General features: G+C 66.5%; 24 protein-coding genes. 6 read left to right on the top strand and 18 right to left on the bottom strand.

The annotated features are described in order from the left end of the window. The first annotated feature begins 120 nt into the window (after positions 1 to 120). A complete protein-coding gene (locus A5779_RS01065) occupies positions 121 to 948 on the top strand; it encodes a universal stress protein (protein WP_064878076.1) in 828 nt (275 codons plus the stop codon). A 13-nt stretch (positions 949 to 961) separates the two neighbouring features. Here A5779_RS01065 and A5779_RS01060 read toward each other — a convergent pair whose 3' ends face one another. From A5779_RS01060 to A5779_RS34755, 6 genes are all read right to left on the bottom strand, one after another. After that, complete coding sequence (locus tag A5779_RS01060; protein ID WP_064878074.1) at positions 962 to 1,702, bottom strand: SDR family NAD(P)-dependent oxidoreductase; 741 nt, start codon at positions 1,700 to 1,702, stop codon at positions 962 to 964. A gap of 3 nt (positions 1,703 to 1,705) precedes the next feature. Further along, complete coding sequence (locus A5779_RS01055) at positions 1,706 to 3,280, bottom strand: dipeptide ABC transporter ATP-binding protein (RefSeq protein ID WP_064878072.1); 1,575 nt, start codon at positions 3,278 to 3,280, stop codon at positions 1,706 to 1,708. After that, on the bottom strand, positions 3,277 to 4,158 hold the full coding sequence (locus tag A5779_RS01050) for an ABC transporter permease (RefSeq protein ID WP_064878070.1): 882 nt from the start codon (positions 4,156 to 4,158) through the stop codon (positions 3,277 to 3,279). Before A5779_RS01050 ends, A5779_RS01055 begins: the two co-directional genes overlap by 4 nt. Next, a complete protein-coding gene (locus A5779_RS01045; protein ID WP_236734608.1) occupies positions 4,155 to 5,141 on the bottom strand; it encodes an ABC transporter permease in 987 nt (328 codons plus the stop codon). The genes A5779_RS01050 and A5779_RS01045 overlap by 4 nt, the downstream gene beginning before the upstream one ends. Next, positions 5,138 to 6,613 (bottom strand): ABC transporter substrate-binding protein, encoded by a 1,476-nt coding sequence (locus A5779_RS01040; protein ID WP_064878109.1) that lies wholly within the window; start codon positions 6,611 to 6,613, stop codon positions 5,138 to 5,140. The genes A5779_RS01045 and A5779_RS01040 overlap by 4 nt, the downstream gene beginning before the upstream one ends. 62 nt (positions 6,614 to 6,675) lie before the next feature. After that, complete coding sequence (locus A5779_RS34755) at positions 6,676 to 6,804, bottom strand: hypothetical protein (protein WP_264010623.1); 129 nt, start codon at positions 6,802 to 6,804, stop codon at positions 6,676 to 6,678. Between the two features lie 5 nt (positions 6,805 to 6,809). Between A5779_RS34755 and A5779_RS01035 the strand changes: the two genes are divergently transcribed. Continuing rightward, positions 6,810 to 7,349: a hypothetical protein gene (locus tag A5779_RS01035; RefSeq protein ID WP_082941463.1), complete on the top strand. Its 540-nt coding sequence runs from the start codon at positions 6,810 to 6,812 to the stop codon at positions 7,347 to 7,349. Then, on the top strand, positions 7,346 to 8,425 hold the full coding sequence (locus A5779_RS01030; protein WP_064878068.1) for a glycoside hydrolase family 183 protein: 1,080 nt from the start codon (positions 7,346 to 7,348) through the stop codon (positions 8,423 to 8,425). Before A5779_RS01035 ends, A5779_RS01030 begins: the two co-directional genes overlap by 4 nt. Before the next feature lie 4 nt (positions 8,426 to 8,429). Here A5779_RS01030 and A5779_RS01025 read toward each other — a convergent pair whose 3' ends face one another. Next, positions 8,430 to 9,176 (bottom strand): SDR family NAD(P)-dependent oxidoreductase, encoded by a 747-nt coding sequence (locus tag A5779_RS01025; protein WP_064878104.1) that lies wholly within the window; start codon positions 9,174 to 9,176, stop codon positions 8,430 to 8,432. A gap of 122 nt (positions 9,177 to 9,298) precedes the next feature. On the opposite strand from A5779_RS01025, the gene A5779_RS01020 reads away from it, so the two are divergent. Beyond that, positions 9,299 to 9,847, top strand: a complete 549-nt coding sequence (locus tag A5779_RS01020; RefSeq protein ID WP_064878066.1) for a TetR/AcrR family transcriptional regulator — start codon at positions 9,299 to 9,301, stop codon at positions 9,845 to 9,847. Here the strand turns inward: A5779_RS01020 and A5779_RS01015 are convergent. Further along, positions 9,837 to 10,583, bottom strand: a complete 747-nt coding sequence (locus tag A5779_RS01015) for an SDR family oxidoreductase (RefSeq protein ID WP_064878064.1) — start codon at positions 10,581 to 10,583, stop codon at positions 9,837 to 9,839. The genes A5779_RS01020 and A5779_RS01015 overlap by 11 nt on opposite strands. A gap of 161 nt (positions 10,584 to 10,744) precedes the next feature. On the opposite strand from A5779_RS01015, the gene A5779_RS01010 reads away from it, so the two are divergent. Both A5779_RS01010 and A5779_RS01005 read left to right on the top strand, forming a co-directional pair. Continuing rightward, a complete protein-coding gene (locus A5779_RS01010) occupies positions 10,745 to 11,827 on the top strand; it encodes an NAD(P)H-dependent amine dehydrogenase family protein (protein ID WP_269085833.1) in 1,083 nt (360 codons plus the stop codon). 63 nt (positions 11,828 to 11,890) lie between these two features. Further along, a complete protein-coding gene (locus A5779_RS01005) occupies positions 11,891 to 13,723 on the top strand; it encodes an Hsp70 family protein (protein WP_064878062.1) in 1,833 nt (610 codons plus the stop codon). A 43-nt stretch (positions 13,724 to 13,766) separates the two neighbouring features. On the opposite strand, the gene A5779_RS01000 is transcribed toward A5779_RS01005, so the two are convergent. The 10 genes from A5779_RS01000 to A5779_RS00960 form a co-directional block, all read right to left on the bottom strand. Next, positions 13,767 to 14,768, bottom strand: a complete 1,002-nt coding sequence (locus A5779_RS01000; RefSeq protein ID WP_054602651.1) for an FAD binding domain-containing protein — start codon at positions 14,766 to 14,768, stop codon at positions 13,767 to 13,769. Beyond that, a complete protein-coding gene (locus A5779_RS00995; protein WP_102133849.1) occupies positions 14,765 to 15,304 on the bottom strand; it encodes a (2Fe-2S)-binding protein in 540 nt (179 codons plus the stop codon). Before A5779_RS00995 ends, A5779_RS01000 begins: the two co-directional genes overlap by 4 nt. A gap of 38 nt (positions 15,305 to 15,342) precedes the next feature. Next, complete coding sequence (locus A5779_RS00990) at positions 15,343 to 16,923, bottom strand: xanthine dehydrogenase family protein molybdopterin-binding subunit (RefSeq protein WP_236734607.1); 1,581 nt, start codon at positions 16,921 to 16,923, stop codon at positions 15,343 to 15,345. Positions 16,924 to 16,925: 2 nt separating this feature from the next. Continuing rightward, positions 16,926 to 17,561, bottom strand: coding sequence for a xanthine dehydrogenase family protein molybdopterin-binding subunit (locus A5779_RS34350; protein WP_236734606.1), 636 nt, complete (start codon positions 17,559 to 17,561; stop codon positions 16,926 to 16,928). Between the two features lie 62 nt (positions 17,562 to 17,623). Next, positions 17,624 to 18,712, bottom strand: a complete 1,089-nt coding sequence (locus A5779_RS00985) for an NADH:flavin oxidoreductase/NADH oxidase (protein WP_038564638.1) — start codon at positions 18,710 to 18,712, stop codon at positions 17,624 to 17,626. Then, positions 18,712 to 19,689 (bottom strand): amidohydrolase family protein, encoded by a 978-nt coding sequence (locus A5779_RS00980; RefSeq protein WP_003885787.1) that lies wholly within the window; start codon positions 19,687 to 19,689, stop codon positions 18,712 to 18,714. The genes A5779_RS00985 and A5779_RS00980 overlap by 1 nt, the downstream gene beginning before the upstream one ends. Then, complete coding sequence (locus A5779_RS00975; protein ID WP_003885786.1) at positions 19,689 to 20,123, bottom strand: cupin domain-containing protein; 435 nt, start codon at positions 20,121 to 20,123, stop codon at positions 19,689 to 19,691. The genes A5779_RS00980 and A5779_RS00975 overlap by 1 nt, the downstream gene beginning before the upstream one ends. 28 nt (positions 20,124 to 20,151) lie before the next feature. Beyond that, complete coding sequence (locus A5779_RS00970) at positions 20,152 to 21,342, bottom strand: FAD binding domain-containing protein (protein WP_064878060.1); 1,191 nt, start codon at positions 21,340 to 21,342, stop codon at positions 20,152 to 20,154. Next, positions 21,339 to 22,694, bottom strand: a complete 1,356-nt coding sequence (locus A5779_RS00965; protein ID WP_064878058.1) for an MFS transporter — start codon at positions 22,692 to 22,694, stop codon at positions 21,339 to 21,341. The genes A5779_RS00970 and A5779_RS00965 overlap by 4 nt, the downstream gene beginning before the upstream one ends. A gap of 31 nt (positions 22,695 to 22,725) precedes the next feature. Next, positions 22,726 to 24,225 (bottom strand): aldehyde dehydrogenase, encoded by a 1,500-nt coding sequence (locus tag A5779_RS00960; RefSeq protein WP_110776764.1) that lies wholly within the window; start codon positions 24,223 to 24,225, stop codon positions 22,726 to 22,728. Between the last annotated feature and the right edge of the window lie 36 nt (positions 24,226 to 24,261).

Here is a 24,261-nt window from a genome sequence, read left to right as displayed (position 1 = left end):
ATAGCGTAGTCGGCTACCTGCTTCCCGGTCGGCGTGCAAACCCGATGGGTACTCCCACAGCCCTCTAGTCTGGGATCGGAGGCACGAACCGGACCGCACGAACGGAGCAAGGGGACCCACATGAAGGTAGTGCTCGGGTATGACGGGTCGCTGGCGGCCAACGCGGCGATCAACAGCGGCGCTGCGCTGTTCCCGGCAGCCGATGCGGTGGTCGTCTATCTGTGCACGCCACCGTTCGGCAGCAAGGGACTGCGGGCCCGGCTGCGGCACTCGGCACGCAATGTCGACGAGCTGATCGATCTTGTCGACAGTGAAAGCGAAGGTGAGGCCGCGCGACTGGTCGACACCGGCGTGATCCTCGCCCGGGCCGCCGGCTGGAATCCGGAGGCGTTGGTCAAGCGGACCTGGGCGGGAGAGGGCCTCGGGCTGGCGCAGGTGGCCGAACAACTCGAACCCGACGTGCTGATCGTCGGCGCCCGCGGCGCAGGCGCGAGCGACTCGAAGCTGGGCAGCGTCTCGGATCTGGTGGTACACCACGCCCCCCGCGCGGTGCTCGTCGTGTCACAGAACATGATCTCGGCCGAATACGAGGCAGTGGCCGACGGGCCGGTCGTGGTCGGAGTCGACGGCTCAAAGGGATCCGACCGGGCGCTTGCCGTCGCCGGCGCGCTGTTCCCCGACCGCGAGGTGGTCTCGGTCGGGGTGGACGACGGTGGCGCGGTCGACGTGGCTGCCGCCCAACCTGGTCACCGCGTGCCCAGGTTCCGCGGATCAGGCGCCGGCGCCACGGCCGACGCGCTCGTGGCGTTTGCCGAGGACCAACGGGCCGGTGTCGTGGTCGTCGGCTCGCGCGGGCGATCGGCGCTGAAGAAGGTGCTGTTGGGCAGCGTGGCTGCGGCGACGCTGCAGCGCACGTACCGGCCGGTCCTCGTGGTGCCGGGCGGTTAGGAGTCTTACCTGCTCATCCGGCTGTCTTGCCCGCGTCGACGATGTAGACCGCACCGTGCACGGCGGCCGCGTCGTCACTGGCCAGGAACGCGATGGTCTTGGCGACATCGGCCACGTCCATCATTCCGCGGGGCGCAGCGATTCTCATGATGAGATTCCAGTCCGCGTCCTCCGGGGCGGCGAACTCGGTGGTCTGGGGAGTGAGCATGCCGCCCGGGCACACCGCGTTGACGCGGAGGCGCTCCGAGGTGAACTCAATGGCCAGGGCGCGGGTGAGTCCGACGAGTCCGTGCTTGGCGGCGCAATACCCCGCCGAGTAGACCTCACCTTCGATGCCCGCGATGGATGCGACATTGACGATGTTGCCGCCGGCCTCCAGCAGATGTGGCAGCGCCGCCCGGCACAGGAAGAACGGGCCGTTCAGGTTCACCGCGAGATCCTTGTCCCAGTCCTCGTCGGTCACCGACATCGTGTGGCGCATCTGGTGGAATCCCGCGACGTTGATCAGTGCGTCGAGACGGCCGAACTTCTCGACGCACTGAGCCACCGCGTCCCGGCAGGCTTCCGACGAGGAGATGTCCACCGATGCGTACGCCCCTCCGGGCACATCCTCGAACACCGTGGCCATCCGTTCGGCGTCGCGGGCGACCCCGAACACCTTCGCGCCACGCGCGGCGAACAATTGGGCCACCGCCGCGCCGAGTCCCGATGAGGCACCGGTGACGAGCGCGACTTTTCCATCCAGAGCTGTCATGGCTCACACCTTCTCACGCGGCCTGGCCGGCGGAACCGCGGCCAGCAGGGTCCGGGTGTAGGAGTGCTGTGGTGCCCTGAACAACTCGGCGGCCGGGCCGTACTCGACCACCTCGCCGGCCCGCATCACGAGCACGTCGTGGCACATCCGGTGCACCACCGCCAGGTCGTGCGCGATGAACAGATAGGTCAGACCCAACTCACGCTGCAGCTCGGACAACAGGTCGAGCACCCGTGACTGCACCGACACATCCAGCGATGCGGTGGACTCGTCGAGGATGAGCACCTCGGGCTCGGTGGCCAGCGCTCGGGCGATGCTGACCCGCTGGCGCTGTCCACCGGACAGCTCGTGCGGATATCGGGACGCGAAATCTGTTGGTAGTCCGACGAGTTCGAGGAGTTCTTCCACCCGTGCGGCGCGGGCCCGCCGCCCTGCCGCCAACCGGTGCACCCGCAGCGGCTCACCGATCGCCGAGCTCACCCGGGCCCGCGGATCGAGTGAGGCGAACGGGTCCTGGAACACCAGGCTGACCCGTCGGCGCAACTCGCGCCCGCCGGCCAGAATGTCGTCGCCGGCCAGCGTCGCCGTGCCTGCCGACGGTGCGGCCAGCCCGGTCAGTGCAGCGGCCACTGTCGATTTGCCCGAGCCCGATTCGCCCACGATCCCCAGCGTCGTCGCCCGGCGGATCTCGAACGATACGTCCTTGACCGCCTGCACCGCGCCGTAGTGCACCTCAAGTCCCTTGGTCTGCAACAGAACCGGTGTGTCGTCGGCGGCAGGTTCGGGTCCGGGGCCGTCCACCAGGGGGCGGGCGGCCAACAACTCACGGGTGTAGGCGTGCTGTGGATGATCGAATACATCGAGGATCGGCGCCTGCTCGACAGCCTCGCCGTCACGCAGCACCGTCACCTCATCGGCCACCTGACCGATCACCCCGAGATCGTGGCTGATCCACACCACCGCGGTCCCGAAATCCCGCTGCAGATCCGCCACCAGTTCGATGATCTGGGCCTGCGTGGTCACATCGAGGGCGGTCGTGGGTTCGTCAGCGATGAGCAGTTCCGGATCACAGGCCAGGGCGATCGCGATCATCACCCGCTGACGTTGCCCGCCGGACAGCTGATGCGGGTAGGCATCGAGCCGGTCCTGGGGGAGCCCGACGGCATCGAGCAGCTCGCCTGCGCGGACACGGGATTGACGGCGGGTCATCTTACGATGTGTCTCAAGGGTTTCGGTGATCTGACGTTCCAGAGTCAGCAGGGGGTTCAGCGACGTTCCGGGATCCTGGAAGACGAATCCGATCCGGCTTCCGTGCACGGCCCGCAGGGCCCGCGCCGAGGCTCCGACCAATTGCGTGTCACCGGCCAGCGTGCTGCTCCCGGCGACGACTGCCCCCGGTGCGTCCAACAGGCCGGTGGCGGCCAGCACCGTCATCGACTTGCCGGACCCGGATTCGCCGACGATGCCGACCGTCTGCTCACGATGCACGTCGAACGACACACCCCGCACGATCTCGCGGCGGCCGATCGCGACCCGTAGATCGTCGACTTTCAGCACTGGTGAGGTCGGTGAAGTCACTGTCGCCCCGCCCTTCTCGCCTCGATGGACGTTCGTTGCTTGGGGTCGAGGACATCTCTGAGACCGTCGCCGAACAGGTTGAACGCCAGTACCATCACGAAGATCGCCGTACCTGGGAACACTGCCATCCACCAGGCGAGGGTGACGAATCCCTGGGCGTCGAAGATCATCCGGCCCAGCGACGGCTGCGGTGGCTGGATGCCCAATCCCAGGAACGACAGTGCGGCCTCGGCCAGGATCGCGAACGCGAGCGACAGCGAGAGCTGAACGATCAACGGCCCGGCGATATTCGGCAGGATGTGCCGAATCAGGATGTAGCCGTCTCCGGTCCCCATACTCCGCGACACGGCGACGAAGGGTTCCACCCGCACACCCAGCGCCGACGCCCGGGCCACGCGGGCGAAGATGGGGATGTAGACGATCCCGATGGCCAGCATGGTGGTGGTGATACCGGGTCCGAGAACCGCCACGATCGCCAGGGCGAGCAGCAACACCGGAAACGCGAACATCACATCGACGACGCGCATGAACACGGTGTCGATCCAGCCGCCACGGTAACCGGCGAGGACGCCGATCAGCACGCCGATCACCGCGGCCAGCATCACCGAAACGACCGCGACCCGGAGCGACGCCGCGATCGCGACCAGTACCCGCGAGAACACGTCGCGGCCGAGCTCGTCGGTGCCGAACCAGTGGGCGGTGCCGGGGCCCTGCAGTGCGCTGGGCACGTCGATGTCGTTGATCCCGTACGGCGCGATCCAGGAGGCGGCGACGGCGACGATCAGCACAGCGAGTAGTACCGCGGCGCTGATCGCCGTGACCGGATTGGACAGCAACAGTCGCCACGATGCGACGCGGGAATCCTGGTTTTGGGTCATGACAGCCGGATCCTCGGGTCGACGATCGCATACAGCACATCCACCAGCAGATTGATCAGGAGGAACAGGACCGCGATCAACAGCACCGCTCCCTGGATCACCGGATAATCTCGGGCGGCAACCGAATTGAAGACCAGCCGACCCAGGCCCGGCCAGGCGAACACGACTTCGACCACGATCACCCCACCCAGGATCGTGGCCAACTGGATTCCGGTGATGGTCAACACCGGCAGCAGTGCGTTGCGCACGATGTGGCGGAAGGTTACGACCGGTGGGGGCAGCCCCTTCGACCGCGCGGTCCGCACGTACCCCATGGCGGCGACCTCCAGCACCGCCGAGCGCACATACCGGGTCATGATCGCGCCGGCCACCAGGCCCACGGTCAGTCCGGGCAGGATGATGTGGCGCACCCAGCCGCCCGGATCTGCAAGCAGTGGGCGGTATCCCGAGGTGGGCAACCATCCCAGCGTCGAGGCGAAGAGCCCGATCAGCAGGATGCCCAACCAGAAATCCGGGACCGACACGCCGAATTGGCTGGCGACCCGCACGATTCCGTCGCTGAACCGACCTTCCCTCAGCGCAGAGAAGATCCCGGCGGGCAGCGCGATCACCAGGGCGATGAGGATCCCGACCACGCCGAGGGACAACGTGGCCGGCAGTCGGTCGAGCAGGGTCAGGGTGACGGGGTCACCGTTGCGGAAACTGACACCGAGATCGCCGGTCAGCGCGGAGCCGAGATAGGAGAAGAACTGCTCGACGATGGGCCGGTCCATGCCGCTGGCCTCGCGCAGCGCGTCGTAGGCCTGCGGGGTGTAGCGGGTGCCGAGCGCGATCCGGACCGGATCGCCGGGCACCAGATGGACCAAGGCGAATACCACGATCAGCACGCCGATGAGCACCACCGCCGAGTACAGCAGCCGTCGGGCGAGGAACTCCGCGATCGGGTGGTTGGCACGGACCTTGTTGAAAGCTGTCAGATTCACCGGGTTTCACCTCCATCCAGGTCGGCAGTGCGGAACCGGACGGCGCCGTCGCGGCGCACCTGATACCCCGACAGGTTGTTGGCCCAGGCCTGGATCACCGACGGGTTGTACAGGTAGATGTAGCTGGCCTCATCGGCGATCCGGGTTGCGGCCTTGGTGTAGAGGTCTTTTCGCTTGGAGACATCGGTTTCGGTGCGGCCGGCGTCCAGTAGCCGGTCGACCTCGGGGTCGGAGAACTTCTGGGCGTTGCTGGTGCCGTTCGTGTGGTGCTGGGCGTAATAGAAGTCGTCCGGGTCGATGTTTCCCAGCCAGCCCATCATCAACATGTCGAAGTGTCCGGTGTTCTGTTCATCGAGCCACGTGGCGAAGTCCACGGTGCGAATGTTCACCGTGATGCCAAGGGGCGCAAGGTTGTCGGCGATGATCTGGGCTGCCGTCACCGTCTCGGGGTACTCGCTGGTCACCAGCATGTCCAGGTCGTGCGGCGCGGCACCGGCTTCGGCGAGGAGTTTTCGCGCTTCTTCGACGGAGTAGCGGTAGCGGTGGTAATCGGTGAACCACGGGCTGCCCTGCGGGATCGCCAGTTGATTGGTCGCGGCGGTGCGATAACTGGTGGCCGTGGCGATCGCGTCGCGGTCGATGCCGTATGCGATGGCCTGCCGCACCCGCGGGTCGTTCCACGGCGCGCGGGCCTCGTTGAGTGCGAGGTACCAGTAGTCGTTGCCCGGTGTGACGGCCAGTGTCAGCGAATCGTCATCACGCAGCTGGGCGACGCGCTGTGGCGGTACCGAATCCGTCCAGTCGACCTCGCCGGCCTGCAACGCCGACAAGGCCGTCGTCGGCTCGGAGATGAACCGGAACGTCACCCCCGAAATCGGGGGAGGGCCGCCCCAGTAGTGCGGGTTGGCCTTCAGGGTGATGGAGTCACCGCTGCGGCGTCCGGCGAACGAGAACGGACCGGTGCCGACGGGATGGGTTGCGATCTGGCCGCTCTCGACATTGGCCCGCTGCACGATCGCCATGCCCTTGAATCCGCCGAGATTGGTCAGCAGATTCGGCGTGGGCCGGCGGACCGTGATCCGGACGGTCGCGGGATCGAGCGCGGTGACGCCGCTGACGGCGCTGAACTTGTCGACGTTGGTCAGCTGCTCGTCGATGATGCGCCGGTACGAATACACCACGTCGTCGGCGGTCAGCGGGGTGCCGTCGTGCCAGCGGACGCCATCGCGCAGGTGAAAGATCCAGACCAGTTGGTCGTCGCTGACATCCCAGGACCGGGCGAGCGCGGGACGCATCTGCAGGTTCTCGTCCGGTTCGACCAGCGTGTCGAACACGTTCTCCAGCACCTCGAACGAGAAGTAGGCACTGGTGCGGTGCGGGTCGAGTTGATCGGGTTCCCCCGCGATGGCCGCGATGAGATTGCCCGCCGATTCGTCGCCGAGGTCCACCCGGCTGCCGGTGGAACAGGCCATCGAACAGGCGGCCAGCACGAATGCCAGGACTGCTGCCAACGTTCTCACCGCTGGTCGTGTGGTCACGATTTCTCCAGGATCACCGCGGGCGATCCGCCAGTGCGCTCACCCGCTGGGGCCGTCAGGCAGGTCCAGATTGACGCGTATGGGCCCATACCGGTGACGACGCTGATGAAGACTGCGATACTCACCCATTGTGACCTTCAAGCGCACGGCGGCCGCGACCGCCCTGATGTCGACCCTGGGAATCGGACTCAGCCTGGGGGTTGCAGCTCCTGCACAGGCCGAGCCGCTCATGCAGGGCATCTACAACTACACGCAGGAGGGCATCGCGCACGAGTCCTGGTCGGTCTGGCCGTCCTGTGTCCCGACCGTCGGTGATCTGCGCGAGCCGCTGGAGTTGGCGGTGGCGTGCCGACTGCACGTGGAAACCACCCGCGGCACCAAGGGCGGCGATGCCCGGCTGACGGGCGGACAGTGGGTCTATTCAACTGCGGTGCTCGAGGGCATCAAGTGCTCGGATGGCAGTTGGGCGCCGACCAACGAGACCTACAAATTCGACGACATCGCACTCACCGGCACCCGCAGCGTCGCGAACAACGAAGCCTGTGGCGGCACGTTGGCGCCGGCGATCCACACCTTTCCGTTCAGCTTGAAGTACGACCGGCCGCTGCAGATTCCGGTCGACACCTATCCGCTGAATTGTCAGACCTGGGGCCTGCGCTTGTGCATGTGAGCGGTGCCGTCCCGTTGATCGACGGCAAGGTCGTCGACATCACCGGGCCGGGACGCACCGACCGGTTCGGGGTCACCGCCACCGATCTCGGCGCGTCGATCATCGCCCCCAACGGCAAGTTGGTGTCGGTGTTCGGTGACACGTTCTCCGGCAGCCGCGTCGGGCAGGGCGACTGGCGTTCACCGGTGGTACTGATCGGCACCGGCGACGCCAACCACGAGATCGTCTACGAAACCGCCGGTGGACCTGACCCCGCCTATGCGCGGCAACTGTGGGATTACCTCCATGACGACGAGGCATCCGGATGGCGGCGCGGCGGCATCAGCACCGTGATCCCGTCGGATCTGCTGCGCGTCGGCGACTCGTTGTATCTGCACGCGATCGTCAACCATGGCTTCGGCACGGTCATCTGGACCGAGATCTGGCGCTCTGACGACAGCGGGGTGTCCTGGACCCATATGGGCGAGCAGGCGAAGTTCCCGGCAGATCTGCACGACGGTCACGCGCAATGCTGGTCCTGGGACTTCGACCCCCACGACGGTTGGGTATACGTGGTGGCGACCGGATTTCAGCGCGACAAGGGCATCATCCTGATGCGGGTGCGGCCCGACCAGATCGGCCGGCGGTCGCAGTACTCCAGCTGGGGGTTCGTCAACGGGCGCTGGCAGTGGGGAACCCAGGCCACCCCGATCACCCCACCCGACGAGCACTGGGGTGAGCTGACCTTTCGCCGCACCGCCCCCGGTCGATGGGTCCTCGGCGGATTCCTGGCGTCCTCATATGCGTTGGGCTACCGGGTGGTGTCCTCGCCAGTGGCCAACATGTACACCACCCCGGTTCAGACACCGATCACCGGATCGTCGTGGGACGCCGAGGACCAGGCGGACAGCAAGGTTGCCCAGCTGTACGGCGGCTACCTGCTGCCGGGCTCGCGCTTCGGCGTCACCGGCGGTGTCGGGCTGGTGGTCTCGCAGTGGCGCACCGACACCGGATGGCCATACCGCGCAATGCAATTCAAGTCTACGCTGAAGGACACATCCAGGAAACCGCAACGGCCCGACCCGATCAACCTGTGAGCGATCAGGCGGTGTAGCCGCCGTCGACGTTCCAGTTCGCGCCGGTGACGTAGCCCGACTCCGGGCCGGCCAGGAAGCTCACGATGGCCGCGACGTCGCTGGTGGTCCCGTAGCGCCCGAGGACGCCGACCCGCTTTCTCTCCTCTGCGGATTCGCCTTCGGCCGGGTTCATGTCGGTGTCGATCGGGCCGGGCTGCACGTTGTTGACCGTGATTCCGCGCGGTCCGAGTTCACGCGCCAGTCCGCGAGTCAGCGACGCCACCGCGCCCTTGGTCATCGCATAGATCGACAGGCCGGGTTCCGGAACCCGATCGGCGTTGATGCTGCCGATGTTGATGATTCGAGATCCTTCGCCGAGGTGGCCGACCGCGCTGCGGATGGCGGAGTACACGCCGCCGATGTTGACGGCGACGACCCGGTCGAACTGTTCCTGCGGGAAGTCGCCGATCGGTGCGAGGTAGGCGGTGCCGGCATTGTTGACGAGGATGTCGAGGCCGCCGAGTGTCTCGACGGTCTGTTGGACCGCGGAGGCTACCTGTGTCGGGACGGCAGCGTCGGCCTGGATGGCGACGACCTTCGCGCCGGTCGCGCTCACCTCGGCGACCAGTTTGTCGGCCTCGTTGGCAGAGGCCCCGTAGGTGAAGGCCACTGCGGCGCCGTCGGCGGCGAGCCGCCGCACGATGTCTGCGCCGATGCCGCGGGACCCGCCGGTTACCAGGGCCCGCCGTCCGGCCAGGGGTGCTGCGCTCATTTCCGTCATCTCGGTGTCCTCCCGGGCTTGTTACGAACCAATCGGTTACAAAGTATGCTGAGTTCAAGCCAATTGTCGAGAGGATGTTTTCCCGGTGTGACCGGGAACACGAAAGGTGAGTGATGGCGGTAGGGCGGCCCCGGGAGTTCGACTCCGATCAGGTCGAGGACATCGCGATGAAGCTGTTCTGGGACCGTGGCTTCGAGGGAGTGTCGATCAGCGATCTGACCGCCGCGACGGGCGTGAACCGGCGGGGCATCTACGCCGAGTTCGGCTCCAAGGAAGAGCTCTTCGAACGGGCCAAGCGGCGCTACATCGCGGGCCCGGGTGGCTATGTGGCCGAGGCGCTCACCCGGCACACCGCGCATGAAGTCGCCGAGGCCATGGTGCACGGTGCCGCAGACGCCACCTCTGGTGATCCCCATGGCTGCCTGCTGGTGGGAAATGCCGCCGGGCTGGCCGAGTTTCGTGACGCCGCCGTTCACGAGCTCGCGCGTCGATTCGATGACGCCGTGGCAGCGGGCGAGCTGTCCGATGTGGACACACTGTCACTCGCTCGTTGGATTGCCGCAGTCTGCCAAGGGATTTCAGTACAGGCCAGGAGCGGGGCAACCCGGGCCGAGCTACATGCGGTGGCCGACCTGGCGTTGGCCGGCTGGCCTAGGCGGTGAAGCCGCCGTCGACGTTCCAGTTCGCCCCGGTGACGTAGCCCGACTCCGGGCCGGCCAGGAAGCTCACCACGGCGGCGATGTCGCTGGTGTGCCCGTAGCGGCCCAGCGCGGTGGTTTGCCTTACGACATCGGCGAATTCACCTTCGTCGGGATTCAGATCGGTCGCGATCGGACCGGGTTGCACATTGTTCACGGTGATACCCCGGGGTCCGAGATCGCGGGCCAGTGCGCGGGTCAGCGAGGACACCGCACCCTTGGTCATCGCATACACCGCGGTGCCGCCGGTGGGGACCCGGTCGGCGTTGATGCTGCCGATGTTGATGATCCGCGATCCCTCACCGAGGTGGCTGACCGCACTGCGGATGGCCGAGTACACCCCACCGATATTGATGGCGACCAGCCGGTCGAACTGCTCCTGCGGAAACTCCTCGATCGGTGCCATGTACGCGGTTCCGGCGTTGTTGACCAATACGTCCAATCCGCCGAGCGCACCCACCGCCTCCTCGACGGCACTGGACACCTGCGCCGGATCGGCGCTGTCGGCCTGGATCGCGACGACCTTCGCGCCGTCCGCACTCAACTCGCCGACCAGTTTGTCGGCCTCGGCGGCTGAGGCCCCGTAGGTGAAGGCCACCGCGGCACCGTCGGCGGCGAGCCGTCGCACGATTCCCGCGCCGATTCCACGGGATCCGCCGGTCACCAGTGCGCGTCGTCCGGCCAGTGTGTTTGTGCTCATCGGAGTCCCTCTCGTCGTGAGTTCGAAGCTGTTCGAACCGATCGATTACTAAGGACATGCGGCCGGGCGACATCGATGCCCGGTGTGACTGGTATCACGGCGCGCACATCTGTCGACGGGCTGGCCGGAACCGCCACGGGGAGGTAGGTAGTACACCTAAGGTGAACGCCGTGACGAAACGAGTTGTGGTCTGGGGCACCGGTTTTGTGGGCAGCATGGTGATTGCCGAGATCATGCGGCATCCGCTGTTCGAGCTGGTTGGCGTCGGTGTCAGCAATCCGGAGAAGGTGGGCCGCGATGTCGGCGAGATCTGTGGTCTGGGCGCTCCGGTCGGCGTCAGCGCCACCGACGACATCGACGCGCTGATCGCGCTGAAGCCAGATGCGCTGGTGCACTACGGTCCCACCGCGGCCCACGCCGACGTCAACATCGACGTCATCACCCGGTTCCTGCGGGCCGGTATCGATGTCTGCTCCACCGCGATGACGCCGTGGGTGTGGCCCAAGATGCATCTCAACCCGCCCAACTGGATCGAGCCCATCACCGAGGCGTGCGAGGCAGGCGGGGCGTCGTGCTTCACCACCGGAATCGATCCCGGCTTCGCCAACGACCTGTTCCCGATGACCCTGATGGGCCTGTGTTCGGAGGTACGCCAGGTGCGGGCCTCGGAACTGCTCGACTACACCAACTACACCGGCGACTACGAATTCGAGATGGGCATCGGCAGACCGCCGGAGAAGCGGGCGCTGCTCGAAACTCCGGACATCCTCATCTTCGCGTGGGGCGCAACGGTTCCGATGATCGCGCACGCCGCGGGGATCGAACTCGACGAGATCACCACCACGTGGGACAAGTGGATCACCCCCGACGAACGCAAGTCCGCCAAGGGCATCATCCCGGCCGGCAACGTCGCCGCAGTGCGGTTCACGATCAACGGCGTGTACCGCGGCGAGACCCGGATCCAGCTCGAACATGTCAACCGGATCGGCCTGGACGCCGCGCCGGACTGGCCATCCGGAAACGACAACGACGTCTACCGCGTCGACATCGAGGGCACCCCGAGCATCTCCCAGGAGACGGCGTTCCGGTTTACCGACGGCTCCGGTCGCGATGCCGCTGCCGCGGGCTGCCTGGCCACCGGGCTGCGCGCGCTCAATGCCGTGCCTGCGGTAAATGAACATTTGCCCGGATGGGTGACGCCACTGGATCTACCTCTGATTCCAGGGTTCGGCACCATTCGCTAGGTAACGCCCGCCGCGTCAAACGAGATGGAATACCGGATAGGGTCCTTCTCGAAACGGGGTGACATGGCTGACGGGATCGGGTTGTCGATCGGATCGACGAACCTCACAGCGGTAGTGGTGGGCCGCGCCGCGGTGACGCGGTCGCCGGTGCTGACGCTCTTCCCTCACCGGGCTCCCGAAGTGGGGGTACCCAGCGAGAACCCCAACCTGAACGAACGCGGTCTGATTCTCACCGACTTCGTCGAGCGGGTGGGCGACCCGGTCGGGATGCTGGCCCCTGACGGCTCGTCACACCGGGGCGAGGCCGCGCTGGCAGACGCCCTGGCGGCGCTGCTGCGCACGCTGACCGGAGGACGCCCGCCGGCCGATCCGATCGCGGTCACCCACCCCGCGCATTGGCGGGCCAACCAGGTCGAGGCGCTGCGTGCCGAACTGGCCGCCATCGGCGGCTTCGGAGATCCGGTCCTGGTGCCCGACGCGAAGGCGGCGCTGGTCGCACTGCAGGACAACCCCGGGGTGCCCACGCGCGGTGTGATCGCGGTGTGCGACTTCGGGGGCAGCGGCACCAGCATCACCCTCGCCGACGCCGACCGCGGCTTTCAGCCGATCGCACCGACGATCCGGCACCCCGACCTGTCCGGCGACCTGATCGACCAGGGACTGCTCACCCACGTGGTGAACGACCTGTCTGCGGCCGGAACGATCGACCTGGCCAGCACATCGGCCATCGGATCCCTGGGCCGCCTGCGCGCCGAATGCCGAAGGGCCAAGGAGCGCCTGTCCACCGAATCCGTCACGGCACTGGTCGCCGAACTCCCGGGCCATCGCAGCGACGTGCGGCTGAACCGCAACGAACTCGATGACGTGATCGCCCAACCCCTGCGTGAGTTCATGTCGGTCCTGCAGGGTGCGATTGAACGCACCGGGCTGCGCCCGGGCGAACTCGTCGCGGTGGCGTCCACGGGCGGCGGCGCCCGGATCCCGGCGATCACGACGACGCTGTCCGAACATCTCCGCATACCGGTCATCACGGCGGCCCAGCCGGAGCTGACCCCGGCCATCGGCGGTGGTCTCATCGCGGTGCGCGGCACCGTGGAGGACGGGAAGACTGCCATGGCCCCGGCCTCCATGGCAGCGGCCCCGCCGACGCAGGCAGCGGCCCTGGTGGCGCCCGAACCCCCCGCCGCGCCACAGGCGTTGGCCTGGTCCGACGCCGAGAACGTGCCCGACGTCGCGCCGGTCGATGACTACCGGGTCGAAGAGTACGGCGACGACTACGGGGCCGACTTCGATACCGGTTTGGACGCTGCGGGTGGCGGACGGACCACGGCGCGACCGCAACTCGAGTTCGGTGAGCGGGAGCTGACCGAACGCGACGAGATCGCAGCCCGGCCCTGGTATCGGCGGCCGCCCGTGATCCTGGGTGCCGGCGCTGCCGCGGTGTTGGTCGGCGTTGTCGCGGTGTTGGTGAGCATCATGGGGAGTGACGAGCCCACCCGTCCGGCGTCCACCTCCAAGGCGGTGACGTCGAGCACCGCAGCCCCCGATGAGCAGGCGCCCGCAACGCCGGTCGACCAACCGGACAATGACCAGGCGCCGCAGACCGTCATCCGCGAGGCGCCGGCCCCGCACACCGTGACGCAGACGGTGGAGCAGCCGGCCCCCGAGGCGCCGCCGGTGACGGAAAACCCGCCGCCCGCCGAGACACCGCCCCCGCCGACGACCACGGAAGCGCCGCCGACGACCACCGAAGCGCCCGTCACCACCACGCAACCGCCGACCACCACGCAGGCGCCCACCACCACGCACGCACCGTGGAGTCCGACCGCCCCGTATCCGACGATCCCTGGCCTGCCATGGGTGCCGGCACCCGGTGGCGGCCACACCGGCGGCTGAGGCTCAGCGCGGAACCGACTCCAGTCCGTTTGACGGAGTCTCGTCAGACGCTGCTATCGGTTCCTCGATCGACCGCGGCCAAGGTCAGGGCTCGAACGATGCTGTGGCGGCCCAGGTCGACCTTGAAGGCGTTTTGCGTGAGCGGTCGGGCATCAGCCATCGCGATGGCCGCGGCGGTGTGAAAGGAATGTGCGTCGGGCCGTTGCCCGATGAGACTTGATTCGGCCTCATACAGCCGCCAGGGCTTGGCCGCTACGCCGCCCAAGGCGAGGGCGGCGCCGATGATTTCACCGTCCTCGACGTGTAGGCCGGCGGCGACGGAGACGAGCGCGAATGCATAGCTGTGCCGGTCACGCACCTTCAGGTACCAACAGTGATCGTTGAAACGAGACGGCGGTAGTTCGATCCCGAGGATCAGGTCGTGTGCCTGCAGCGTGTTGTCGATCTCGGGCGTCTGGCCCGGAAGCGCGAAGAACTGGTCGATCGGGATGTGGCGTCGTCCCGTCGAGTTCTGCACGTGCACGACCGCGTCGAGCATGGCCAGGGCCACTGCCAGGTCAGACGGGTGGATCGCCACGCAGTGCTCGCTGGCGCCGAAAATGGCGTGCTCCCGGTGAAATCCGTTGATTGCGGCGCAACCGCTCCCTGGTTTGCGCTTGTTGCACTCGGAGAACGCGGGCTGCATGAAGTAGGGGCATCGGGTGCGCTGCAACAGATTTCCACCGGCGGTGGCCATGTTTCGCAACTGTGTGGTGGCTCCGCTGAGGATGGCGTGCGACACGACCGGGTAGTAGGTGCGGATGAGGGGGTGGTTGGCCAGCGCGCTGTTGGTGACGCCGGCTTCGATGAACACCCCGCCGGTGTCGGTGGCGGTGATCGATGTCATCGCGAGTCGGCGAAGATCGATCAACGCGGAGGGTTGCTCGACGCCGGTCTTCATCAGGTCGAAGAGGTTCGTTCCGCCGGCGAAGTACGTGGCGCCGAGCGTGGCCGCGTCGATGGCGTCGTCAACGGATTCAGCGTGTCGAAAGTCGAAGGTCTTCATGCCGGCCCGCCCTGGGCGGCGCGTTCGATGGCCTCGACGATGTTGGCGTACGCACCGCAACGGCAGATGTTGCCTGCCATGCGTTCCCGAATTTCGGCCTTGGTCAACCGCGAGCAGCCGGTCAGAACGTCGTTCCTGGTGCCATCGAAGGTCGCCATACTGAGATCGCCGCGTCGGTGCTCGGCCAGCATTGCGTGGGCCGACGAAATCTGTCCGGGAGTGCAGTAGCCGCACTGGAATCCATCGCAGTCGAGGAACGCTTGTTGCAGTGGGTGCAGGTCGTCGCCGTCGGCAATTCCTTCGATGGTGAGGACGTCGGATCCGTCGACCGATGCGGCCAGTGTCAGGCAGCTGACCACGCGCTCGCCGTCGACCGAGACCGTGCAGGCTCCGCACAGGCCGTGGTCGCACCCCTTTTTGGTACCGGTCAGATGTAGATGCTCCCGCAGAAGGTCGAGCAGGCTGGAGCGCACGTCGACCGTGACGCTGTGGGTCGTACCGTTGATGCGCAGCCGCAGATCGCACCGGTTGGTCACACTGGGTTCCGTTTCGGCGGAACAGATCTCGCTGTTGTTCACGACCCGGCTTTCGGGAACTGGTAGGGCGCCATGAGATCCTCCAGAGTGATGGGCAGGTCACGCAGTCGTTTGCCGGTGGCGTGGTGAATGGCATTGGCAATGGCAGCCGGCACGCCGCAGGTGCCGATCTCACCGATGCCGCGCACACCGATCGGGTCCAGTGCGTAGTCGGGATGCTCGAGGAATGTGATGTCGAATTCTGGGCGATCGGCATGCGTGGGCAGGTAGTACTCACCGAGCGGCAGTGCGGACGCCTCGTCGTAGGGAACGTGTTCCATCAGTGCCATGCCGAGGCCAAAAGTGATGCCGCCCATCACCTGGCTGCGGGCCAGCTTCGGATTGAGCACCCGACCGCAATCCATCACGGCCACCCACCGGACGACACTGGCCCTTCCGATGTCTTCGTCAACCTCGACTTCGCAGAAATGCGCGCCGAACGACTGAACTGCGTGTGTCTCCTGACCACCGTCATCACTGCTGGTCGAGAAGCTCAACTGGTCGCGGTAAGCCGCCGCGGCGGCGGGGCTCAGGGCGGTGATGTCCACGGTCGCCGGATCGGTGCCGAAGTACAGCGAACCACGGTCGGCCGTCAGAGCTGCGATGAATCGACGCTTCCATTCGGCTCCGGCCACGAACACGGCGGAGCCCACCGTGGCAGTCGTCTGTGATGCGCCGCTGTAGGGCGCTGAAGGGAACGACGAATCACCCGACATGAAGCTCACCCGGTCCATGGTTAGGCCGGTCGCGTCGGCGGCCACCTGCGTCATCACGGTGCGTACACCAGTGCCGATCTCATGGGTAGCCGAGGAGAAGTGCACGAATCCGTCTGCGTCGGTGTCCACTCGACATCCGGCCGGCATTCGGCGCCCGGGATAGGTGGCCGTGGCCATTCCCCAACCGATTTGGACTCCAGGGCGCCGTATCGCCCGCGGTGCGGCCGGGCGATCGTGCCACCCGAATCTTTGTGCACCGGCCCGGTAACACTGCAGCAGATGCTTACCCGACCAGGGCTTCCCGCTGGCCTGGTCGATGTCGGCGTGATTGCGGATACGAAGTTCCAGAGGATCGACTCCGCTACGTTCGGCAAGTTCGTCAATGGCAACTTCGAGGGCGAACAAACCCGGCGCCTCACCGGGGCCACGCATGAAACACGGAGTGGGTGCATTGATCCGGGCTGCGCGGTGAGACACCACGAGATGCGGTGAGGTGTAGAGGAATCTGGTGGAAATGCCTGCGGGCTCGCAGAAGTGGGCCACCGTGGACGTCTCGGTCACGGTGTGATGTTCGGTGCTGAGAATCTGTGCGTTCTGATCGGCGATGAGGGTGACGTCTTGTTCGGTGCGCGGGCGATGTCCGGTGGAGGTGAACATCTGGTCGCGGGTGAGCACCAGCTTGACGGGCCTGCCGACGGCCCGGCTGGCGACAGCACACAGGACGACGTGCATCCACAGGAAGCTCTTGGACCCGAATGCGCCACCCACCAATGGCGAAAGGATGCGGATCCGGTCCTCGGGCATACCCAGATAGGCTGCCAGCGTGGCCTGTTCGCCCGCGATCCACCGGGTGCTGTCGTGCACGGTCAGCGGTCACCGTCCCACTGGGCGATGGTCGACGACAACTCGATTGGGTAATGGGCATTCATCGGTGTCGTGTAGCAAGCATCGACACGGTTGCCTGGGGTGTCGTGGCGAGGTCTCTCGCCACGGCGGTCCTGCAGTTTCTCTTCTTCGAGTTTCACGAAGTGGTCCGGGAGGTAGCTCCCGTGGCGGATCTGTCCGCCTTTCTCATCCGGGGCGGTTGGCTGCTCGAGCACCGTGCGGGCCCTCATCTGTGCCGGCAACATCTCATAGTCCACGACGAACTGAGATGCCGCCTCCGTGGCGTTCTCCAGTGAGTCGGCGACGACTACCGCCAGGTGCTGACCGACGTACTGCACGGTCAGATCGGACAGCGGCGGCCGCCGCTCCAACGGCAGGTCAAAGGTGAGCTCGCGCGGCAATTGCTGTAGCGCAGGGCAATTCATCGGCGTGAGGACGTGCAGAACACCAGGTGCCCGGCTGACTCGATCCGCGGTGTGGCGCAGCGACTGCTCGATGACATGCCCGTGCGGGATCTGCGTCTGCACCAACACCGCATGCAACAAGCCGGGGATGACAACATCGGCGGTGTAGCGAGCCCGTCCGGTCACCTTGTCGACTCCTTCGACACGGCTCACCGGCTCTCCCATGGTGCCTCCATCATGTCTCATAGCTCGATGTCGCGCATGCCACGCAGAGCTCATGTGAAGGCACGGCTGTATTGGGGCGGGTAGGGCAGGGCCACGCCGGTACGCCGGCCAGCGTCACGGACCCAGTTCGGATTGCGCAGCAGTGCCCGCGCCACGAAGACGGCATCGGCTTCGCCTCCGGAGATGATCGCTTCGGCCTGTTCGGCTTCGGTGATCAACCCGACGGATGCCGTCGGGATGTCAGCCTCGGCCCGCACCCGCTTGGCGAACGGCACCTGGTAGCCCGGAAACACCGGAATCCTGGCGTCGGGAACGACTCCTCCGGAGGAGACATCGACCAGGTCGACACCTGCCGTCTTCAACCCGGTGGCCAGCGCGACGGTGTCTTCGACGGTCCATCCGGGACGCGGGTCGTCGGTGTCACCGGCAAGCCAGTCGGTCGCCGACACTCGGAAGAACAGCGGCAGGTGGTCGGGCCAGGCCTCCCGCACCGCGGTGGCCACCTCCAGGGCGAATCGCGTCCGATTCTCGAGCGTCCCGCCGTACTCGTCGGTGCGCACGTTCGCTTGCGGTGACAGAAACTGGTGAATGAGATAGCCATGGGCTCCGTGGATTTCGAGGACCCGGAACCCCGCGGCGGCCGCCCGGCGGGCCGCGTCGGCGAAGGCCGTCACGATGCGTCCGATCTCAGCGCGGCTCAGTTCGTCGGGAACAGGGTGGCGGCCGAAGGCTATCGGACTGGGACTCACTGTCCTCCAGGGCTCGGGTTGGCGGGTCGGGTCGGGCCATGGGCGGCCGGTGGATCCCTTCCGGCCGGCGTGCACGATCTGGATTCCGGGGACGGCGCCCTGCCCAGAGACGAAACCGGTCAATCGCCGAAATCCGGGTAGCTGTGCGTCGTTCCACAATCCGAGGTCGTAGATGCTACTGCGGCCCACGGGCTCGACGGCGGTGGCCTCGACCATCGCCAGTGCGACTCCACCGATCGCACGTGCACCGAAATGTTGCAGGTGCCAATCGGTGGGGGTGCCGGCCTCGGGTCCGTCGACGACCGCTGCGAACTGCATCATCGGCGACATCCACGCCCGGTGGGCGAACGTGACATCGCGCAGGGTCAGGGGGCTGAAGAGGCCGGGCATCAGTTCATCCCAAGAAAAGCTCGCGCCGCCCGCGCCAATGCGTTCTCGTCGGGGCCGTGTTTGACCGCGAACCGTACGGGGTCGGCTTCTGCCATGTCGAACGGGTAGTCACTCCCGCACACGACCTTCTCTTCGCCTGCAATCTCGCAGAGCAGCTCGAGCTGGGGTACATCATGGGTGACGGTGTCGAAGTAGAGGTCGCGGATCACCTCTGAGGGCACCCGGGCGCATTCTGCTCGCACGTCGGCGCGGGCACGCCAACCGTGATCCCAGCGGCCGAGCAATCCCGGGGCGCAGCCACCGCCGTGCAGGAAGCAGATGCGCAGCGCCGGCAGCTCATCCTTGAGTCCGCTGAGGATCAGATTCGCGACTGCGGTGGCGGTTTCGACCGGGTTCCCGATGAGGTTGGCCAGGTAGTAGTCCGCCCATTCCGGTCGCCCGATCTGCATGGGATGAACCAGTACGGAAAGGTCGAGGCGGGCAGCCTCGGAAACGATGTGCCGCAGAATTCCGCGGTGCAGTGACCCACCGTCGACCACCGGGGGGATGGCGACCCCGGCAATGCCGTCGGTGTCACGCAGGGCGGTGAGCTGGGTGGTCACCAGTTCCGGTGTGCCCAGGCTGACGATCCCCAGGCCCAGCAGCTTTCCGTCCGCCCGGCGCACGAGATCGGCCAGTGCGGTGTTGAAGGCCTGGGCGTAGTCGGCAGCGGCCGCTTCGTCGGTGAGCGGAAAAGCGAATGGTGGCGCTGAGAGCACCCGCACCGCGACCCCGGCACGTGCCATGTCCTCGATAATGGCGGCCTCGTCGCTCATCGCCTCGGTGGCGATCGACAACGGCAGGTCGCCGAGATACAGCTGGCCTTCCCGGTCGTTCATCGTTCCGTACGGTGTGCCGGCCGGCAACCCGAACAGGTCGCGCGGGAGCCAGTGTGCGTGGACGTCGATGACGCCCTGCGAGTGTGTGTCGGTGCTCATCATGCGATGTCCAACGCGGTGTTGTCGCTGTCCAGGTGCTCGACCGTGGTGAAGACCAGCTCGGTGTCTCCGATGTTCTCGATGTCGTGCAACAGGAATTCGCCTGGACCGAAATGGAAGTGGCGGGTCTCGCCGGCGTGGTAGAAGACCTCACGGACGGAGCCGTCGTGGGTGTGCTGGCGGCTGCGGCCGGCATTGATCGCGGTCCAGAAGTAATCGAGAACGTGGCGGTGTGCGTGCCAGCGCTCACCGGGTGCCAACCGGATTTCCCAGACCCGCACGCGCGAATCCTCGCTGAGAAGGCGGGATCCGACGTGTCCATCGAATGCATGGTCGGCGAATTCCGTCTTGAGCCAATCGGGCCAACTTTCGAAGTCGGTGGCCACCAATTCACCGGCCAGCGGCAGGTCGGTCAGGTAGTTGTCGTCGTTCATCGTCGAGTTCCTCTCGTAGTGAAGGGTTTCAGTGCCCGGGCCCGTACAGGCCGAACCGCAGATCCGGGTCGCCGGGTGTCCAGGTGTTGCGGAACTGGGAGCGTTCGCCCATGTCGACGACTCGCCGTAGCAGCGTGTCGCTGAGCTGCAGCTGAGCCGGCTCCCACTTCGACAGAGCTGAGGTGATGTCGCCCGATGAGGTGGACAAGGCGTCGGCCAGGGCCCAGCCGTCCGCGGCGGCCTTGGCGGTTCCCGCCGCCGCGTGTGGCCGCGATGCACACGCGGCATCTCCGATCAGTGCAGCCCGGCCGAGCGCCATCCGCGAGGACCGCACGTCCGACAACACCTGAAGATAGGGCTGGGCGGTGGCGGCGACCACCTCGGCCACCGCGGGGGCCAGCTGCCGGCCGGCGGCCGCGCGCAGTTCGGTGACGAAGCGGTCCTGTACCTGTCCGGGGTGCACGGACACCGATCCGGTGAACCCCCGCTTGTCAGTGAGCAGCTCAGTGAGCTGAGGGCCGGCCGAAACGTTGCGGTACCAGACGTAGTTCATCAGGCGGTCGGCTTCGTTGAGGCTGTCCTCTCCGGGTATCGGGTACATGGTGATGTGGGAATTCGGGATAACGGTGTAGGTGATGGCGTCGCTAAGAGTTTCGCGGGTCTGCGCGCTGAGTTCTGACAGCGAGACAGTGCCCCGCCAGCCGACATATCCCGAATAGGCGAGTTTGGCGTCACGGTCGAAGGATTCGCGTGCCGGGGAGCTGATGCCGTCGGCGAACACCACGAGGGCGGCGCGGGCAGTTCTTCCGCTGACAAACCGCACGGTTACCGTGTCGGCATCCTGGTCGAAGCCGCAGGCGAACTCGCCGTAGTGGTAGTGCTCGGTGCCGAAGTCGGCAAGCAGAGCCCGGTAGAACGTGCCCCACGAGGTGTAGGTCCACACCGCGCGTTCGCGGTGGATGACCGCTCCGCTGGGGTCGAGGTACTGCACGAAGTCGGTGGCGGTGTGCAGGCCGGCAAGTTTCTGGTGGCTGCGTTCGGCGAACCAGCGCACGGTATCGGGTTGCAGGACGATGCCGCTGCCGCGGCCGTCCAGGGGGACCGGGGTGCGTTCGTAGACATCGACGTGGAATCCCAGGTCGCGCAACAGCAGGGCCGTCGTCAGCCCTCCGATGGATCCTCCGACGACGATCGCCGACGCATTGGCGTATTCGGTCATGACGCGCTCTTTTCGCTCAGTGGAAGGTCTTGGACGGCGTTGTGGTCGACCGGCATTGGCTCGCCGCGGGTTTCGCGCGCGAAAGCAAGACCGACGACGGCGATCAGGCCGATCGCAGACACCGATGCCGTGGCGATGCCGAGGTTTCCGCCGAACCACGAGGCGGCGACCACACCTGCGGTGAAAGGTCCCAGTGCGGTGATGTAGCGGCCCACGCTGTTGCAGATCGCCAGCGCGGTGGCGCGCACACTGGGCGGGAACAGTTCTGGACCGTAGATGAAGGTGCCCGACAGCGCGCCGAACAAGCCGAAGCCGAGGAGGGGCATGGCCACGAGCATCTCGGTGTAGCTGCGGTCGATCGGGAACGCCCAAGCGATCGCGGCGGCCGAGACCACGAAGCTGATCAGGAAGGCTTTCTTCCGCCCGATGGCGTCAGCGATGAAACCCCATGCGGCATAACCGATGATACCGCCGGCATTGAAGAGCATGGCTGCCACCGCGACCCGGTGGTCGGCTACGGCTCGGCCCAGGCCGTCAGCGGTGGTCATCTGCCGGATGATTTGCGGGTACCAGGTGGATACACTCCAGAACGAGATGAGTGCTCCGGTAGCCAGTGCGGTGCACACCAGCATCGGGTGCAGCATCGGGGGAGTGAAGAGACGCCGCAGCACGAATCGATCGTGATCGTGGTTTCGGCCGAGCGCTTTCCGTTCCTTTCGGGCCTGCAGATGGGCGCCGATCTCGGGCGGCTCGGGTACGTAGCGGCGGATGAACCAGACCACTAGGGCCGGGATGCCTGCGAGCAGCATCATGGCGCGCCAGCCGTGATCGCCGAGCAGCGCGTACGCCGCGGCTGCCATGAAGAACCCGGCCGCGTATCCGGCCATCATGACCCCGCCTGCACGGGCCCGGAAGCGGTTGCGCCAGGATTCTGCGATGAGTGCCGCGCCCACCGGGGCCTCGACCCCGGAGCCGAGGCCCGCGATGAAGCGCAGAATGCCGAGTTGCCACCAGGTTTCGGCGAACACCGCCAGAGCGCTGAAAACGGCGTAGGTAAGGATGCCGACCGACAACACCCGGGTGCGGCCGAAGTAGTCGGCGAGCATCCCGAAGAGGATGCCTCCGGTGGCCCAGCCGGTGAGGAACAGCGCGACGGTCAGCCCGCCGTAGAAGCCGATTGCCGCTCCGTCAGTGCCGATCCCGCTGTTGGGAAGGAGTTCGTTCATGGCCGGACCCAGAACGAGCACGTAGAGACTACCTGCGAAGCCGTCGAGTCCCCACCCCAAGGTGGTGCCCGCCAGAACGAGCCATTGTGTTCGGGTGATGTCCTGATGCCAACGTCCGGTGGACATGGATGTTCCTTTCGAGGTTTTCGGGGAAGGGTCAGTTGAGGCGGCGCTGCGGCTGGTCGCCATACCAGTCGACGTGGTCGGCCGCGGTGCGCACCACGATCGTCTTCACCCAGGAGAAATCCTCGAATGATTCTGTGCCGGCGTCTTTTCCGGATCCGGACTCCTTGATGCCGCCCCAGGGCAGTGACGGTTCGAGGCGGTGGTGGTCGTTGACCCACACCATGCCCGCGTTGATCTGGGCTGCGACCCGGTGTGCCCGGCTTACGTCGGTGGTCCACAGGCCGGCACCAAGCCCGTAGGGGTTGTCGTTGGCCATGTGGACGGCGTGGCGCTCGTCATCGAAGGGAATGACCACCGCCACCGGACCGAAGATCTCTTCACGCGCGACGGTCATGGTCATGGTGGCGTCCGAGAGCACGGTGGGCGACAGGAAGAATCCGTGGTCGAATGGGCTTGGTAGAGAAGGGGTCCGGCCGCCGGCCTTGAGAGTGGCGCCCTCATCGAGGCCGCTCTCGATCAGGGCCACCACCTTGTCGCGCTGGCGGGCGCTGATGAGTGGCCCCATCTGCGTGGCGGGCAATGCCGGATCACCGAGTCGAATCGCCTGTGCGCGGGCGGCGAGGGCATCGACGAATTCGTCGTAGATGCCGCGCTGCACCAGGAATCGCGAACCGGCCACGCACGACTGACCGGCCGCGACGAAAGCCGCGAATGCCGCGCCCTCCGCGGCGATGGCGGGGTCGACGTCGTCGAACAGCAGCACCGGCGTCTTGCCGCCGAGTTCGGCCGTGATGCGGGCGAACCGCGACGCCGTCGCGACCGCCGCCGAGCGGCCGGCCTCGGTGCCACCGGTGAGCGTGATCTTGGCGATATCAGGATGGTGGGTCAGACGCTCGCCGGCCGCGCGGGCACCTGTGACGACGTTCAGTACACCGTCGGGCAACCCCGCCTCGGCGAGGATGTCGGCGAGGGCCAGGGTAGTGAGCGGAGTCAGCTCGGATGGCTTGACCACCACGGTGTTTCCGTTGGCCAGCGCCGCTGACAGGCTGCGCGCCAAGATGAGCATCGGATGGTTGAACGGGGTGATGATGCCACACACGCCGAGCGGCAGCCGTTGCTGATAAGAGAGGTAGGGGCCATCCCCAGGAAGTACGGCCTGGCGCTGAGCAGCCAACAGTCCGGCGTTGTACCGGAACCATTCCGGTACTCGGGACAGCTGCGCCCGGGTCTCGGTGATCGGCCGGCCATTGTTGCGGGTTTCGAGGCTGTAGAGCGTCTCACTGGAGTTCTCGATGGCATCGGCGATGTGCAGCAGGAGTTTGGCGCGGTCGCTGCGGACCATACTCGGCCACGGCCCGACCTCGAATGCCCTGCGCGCGGCGGAAACTGCGGCGTCCACTTCGCGCTCGCCGTGTTCTGGAAGCGTGGCGATGACCTCGCCGGTGGCGGGGTTGAGAATGTCGCGAAACTGGCCGGGCTGAACGGCCGAAGTCGGCGCGGGGGATGTGCTCTCCAGTGAGACGTGGGTCATGGAACATGAGTGTCGTCACACCGACGCAGCCGTTCA

The organism is Mycolicibacterium peregrinum (assembly GCF_001665625.1).
Classification (GTDB): Bacteria; Actinomycetota; Actinomycetes; order Mycobacteriales; family Mycobacteriaceae; genus Mycobacterium; species Mycobacterium peregrinum_B.
Note: the sequence above shows the minus strand (reverse complement) of the source record. Positions and strands in the feature narration are given on the sequence as shown.

Coding starts and splice junctions, on each gene's coding strand:
- A5779_RS01040 (WP_064878109.1), bottom strand. CDS start 6,613: ATGGCCTGTTCCACCGGCAGCCGGGTGGACCTCGGCGACGAATCGGCG.
- A5779_RS01025 (WP_064878104.1), bottom strand. CDS start 9,176: ATGAGCGCAGCACCCCTGGCCGGACGGCGGGCCCTGGTAACCGGCGGG.
- A5779_RS00970 (WP_064878060.1), bottom strand. CDS start 21,342: ATGACCGAATACGCCAATGCGTCGGCGATCGTCGTCGGAGGATCCATC.
- A5779_RS00980 (WP_003885787.1), bottom strand. CDS start 19,689: ATGAGCACCGACACACACTCGCAGGGCGTCATCGACGTCCACGCACAC.
- A5779_RS01060 (WP_064878074.1), bottom strand. CDS start 1,702: ATGACAGCTCTGGATGGAAAAGTCGCGCTCGTCACCGGTGCCTCATCG.
- A5779_RS01050 (WP_064878070.1), bottom strand. CDS start 4,158: ATGACCCAAAACCAGGATTCCCGCGTCGCATCGTGGCGACTGTTGCTG.
- A5779_RS01000 (WP_054602651.1), bottom strand. CDS start 14,768: ATGAAGACCTTCGACTTTCGACACGCTGAATCCGTTGACGACGCCATC.
- A5779_RS00965 (WP_064878058.1), bottom strand. CDS start 22,694: ATGTCCACCGGACGTTGGCATCAGGACATCACCCGAACACAATGGCTC.
- A5779_RS00985 (WP_038564638.1), bottom strand. CDS start 18,712: ATGCCCGGCCTCTTCAGCCCCCTGACCCTGCGCGATGTCACGTTCGCC.
- A5779_RS01015 (WP_064878064.1), bottom strand. CDS start 10,583: ATGAGCACAAACACACTGGCCGGACGACGCGCACTGGTGACCGGCGGA.
- A5779_RS01005 (WP_064878062.1), top strand. CDS start 11,891: ATGGCTGACGGGATCGGGTTGTCGATCGGATCGACGAACCTCACAGCG.
- A5779_RS00960 (WP_110776764.1), bottom strand. CDS start 24,225: ATGACCCACGTCTCACTGGAGAGCACATCCCCCGCGCCGACTTCGGCC.
- A5779_RS00975 (WP_003885786.1), bottom strand. CDS start 20,123: ATGAACGACGACAACTACCTGACCGACCTGCCGCTGGCCGGTGAATTG.
- A5779_RS01065 (WP_064878076.1), top strand. CDS start 121: ATGAAGGTAGTGCTCGGGTATGACGGGTCGCTGGCGGCCAACGCGGCG.
- A5779_RS01020 (WP_064878066.1), top strand. CDS start 9,299: ATGGCGGTAGGGCGGCCCCGGGAGTTCGACTCCGATCAGGTCGAGGAC.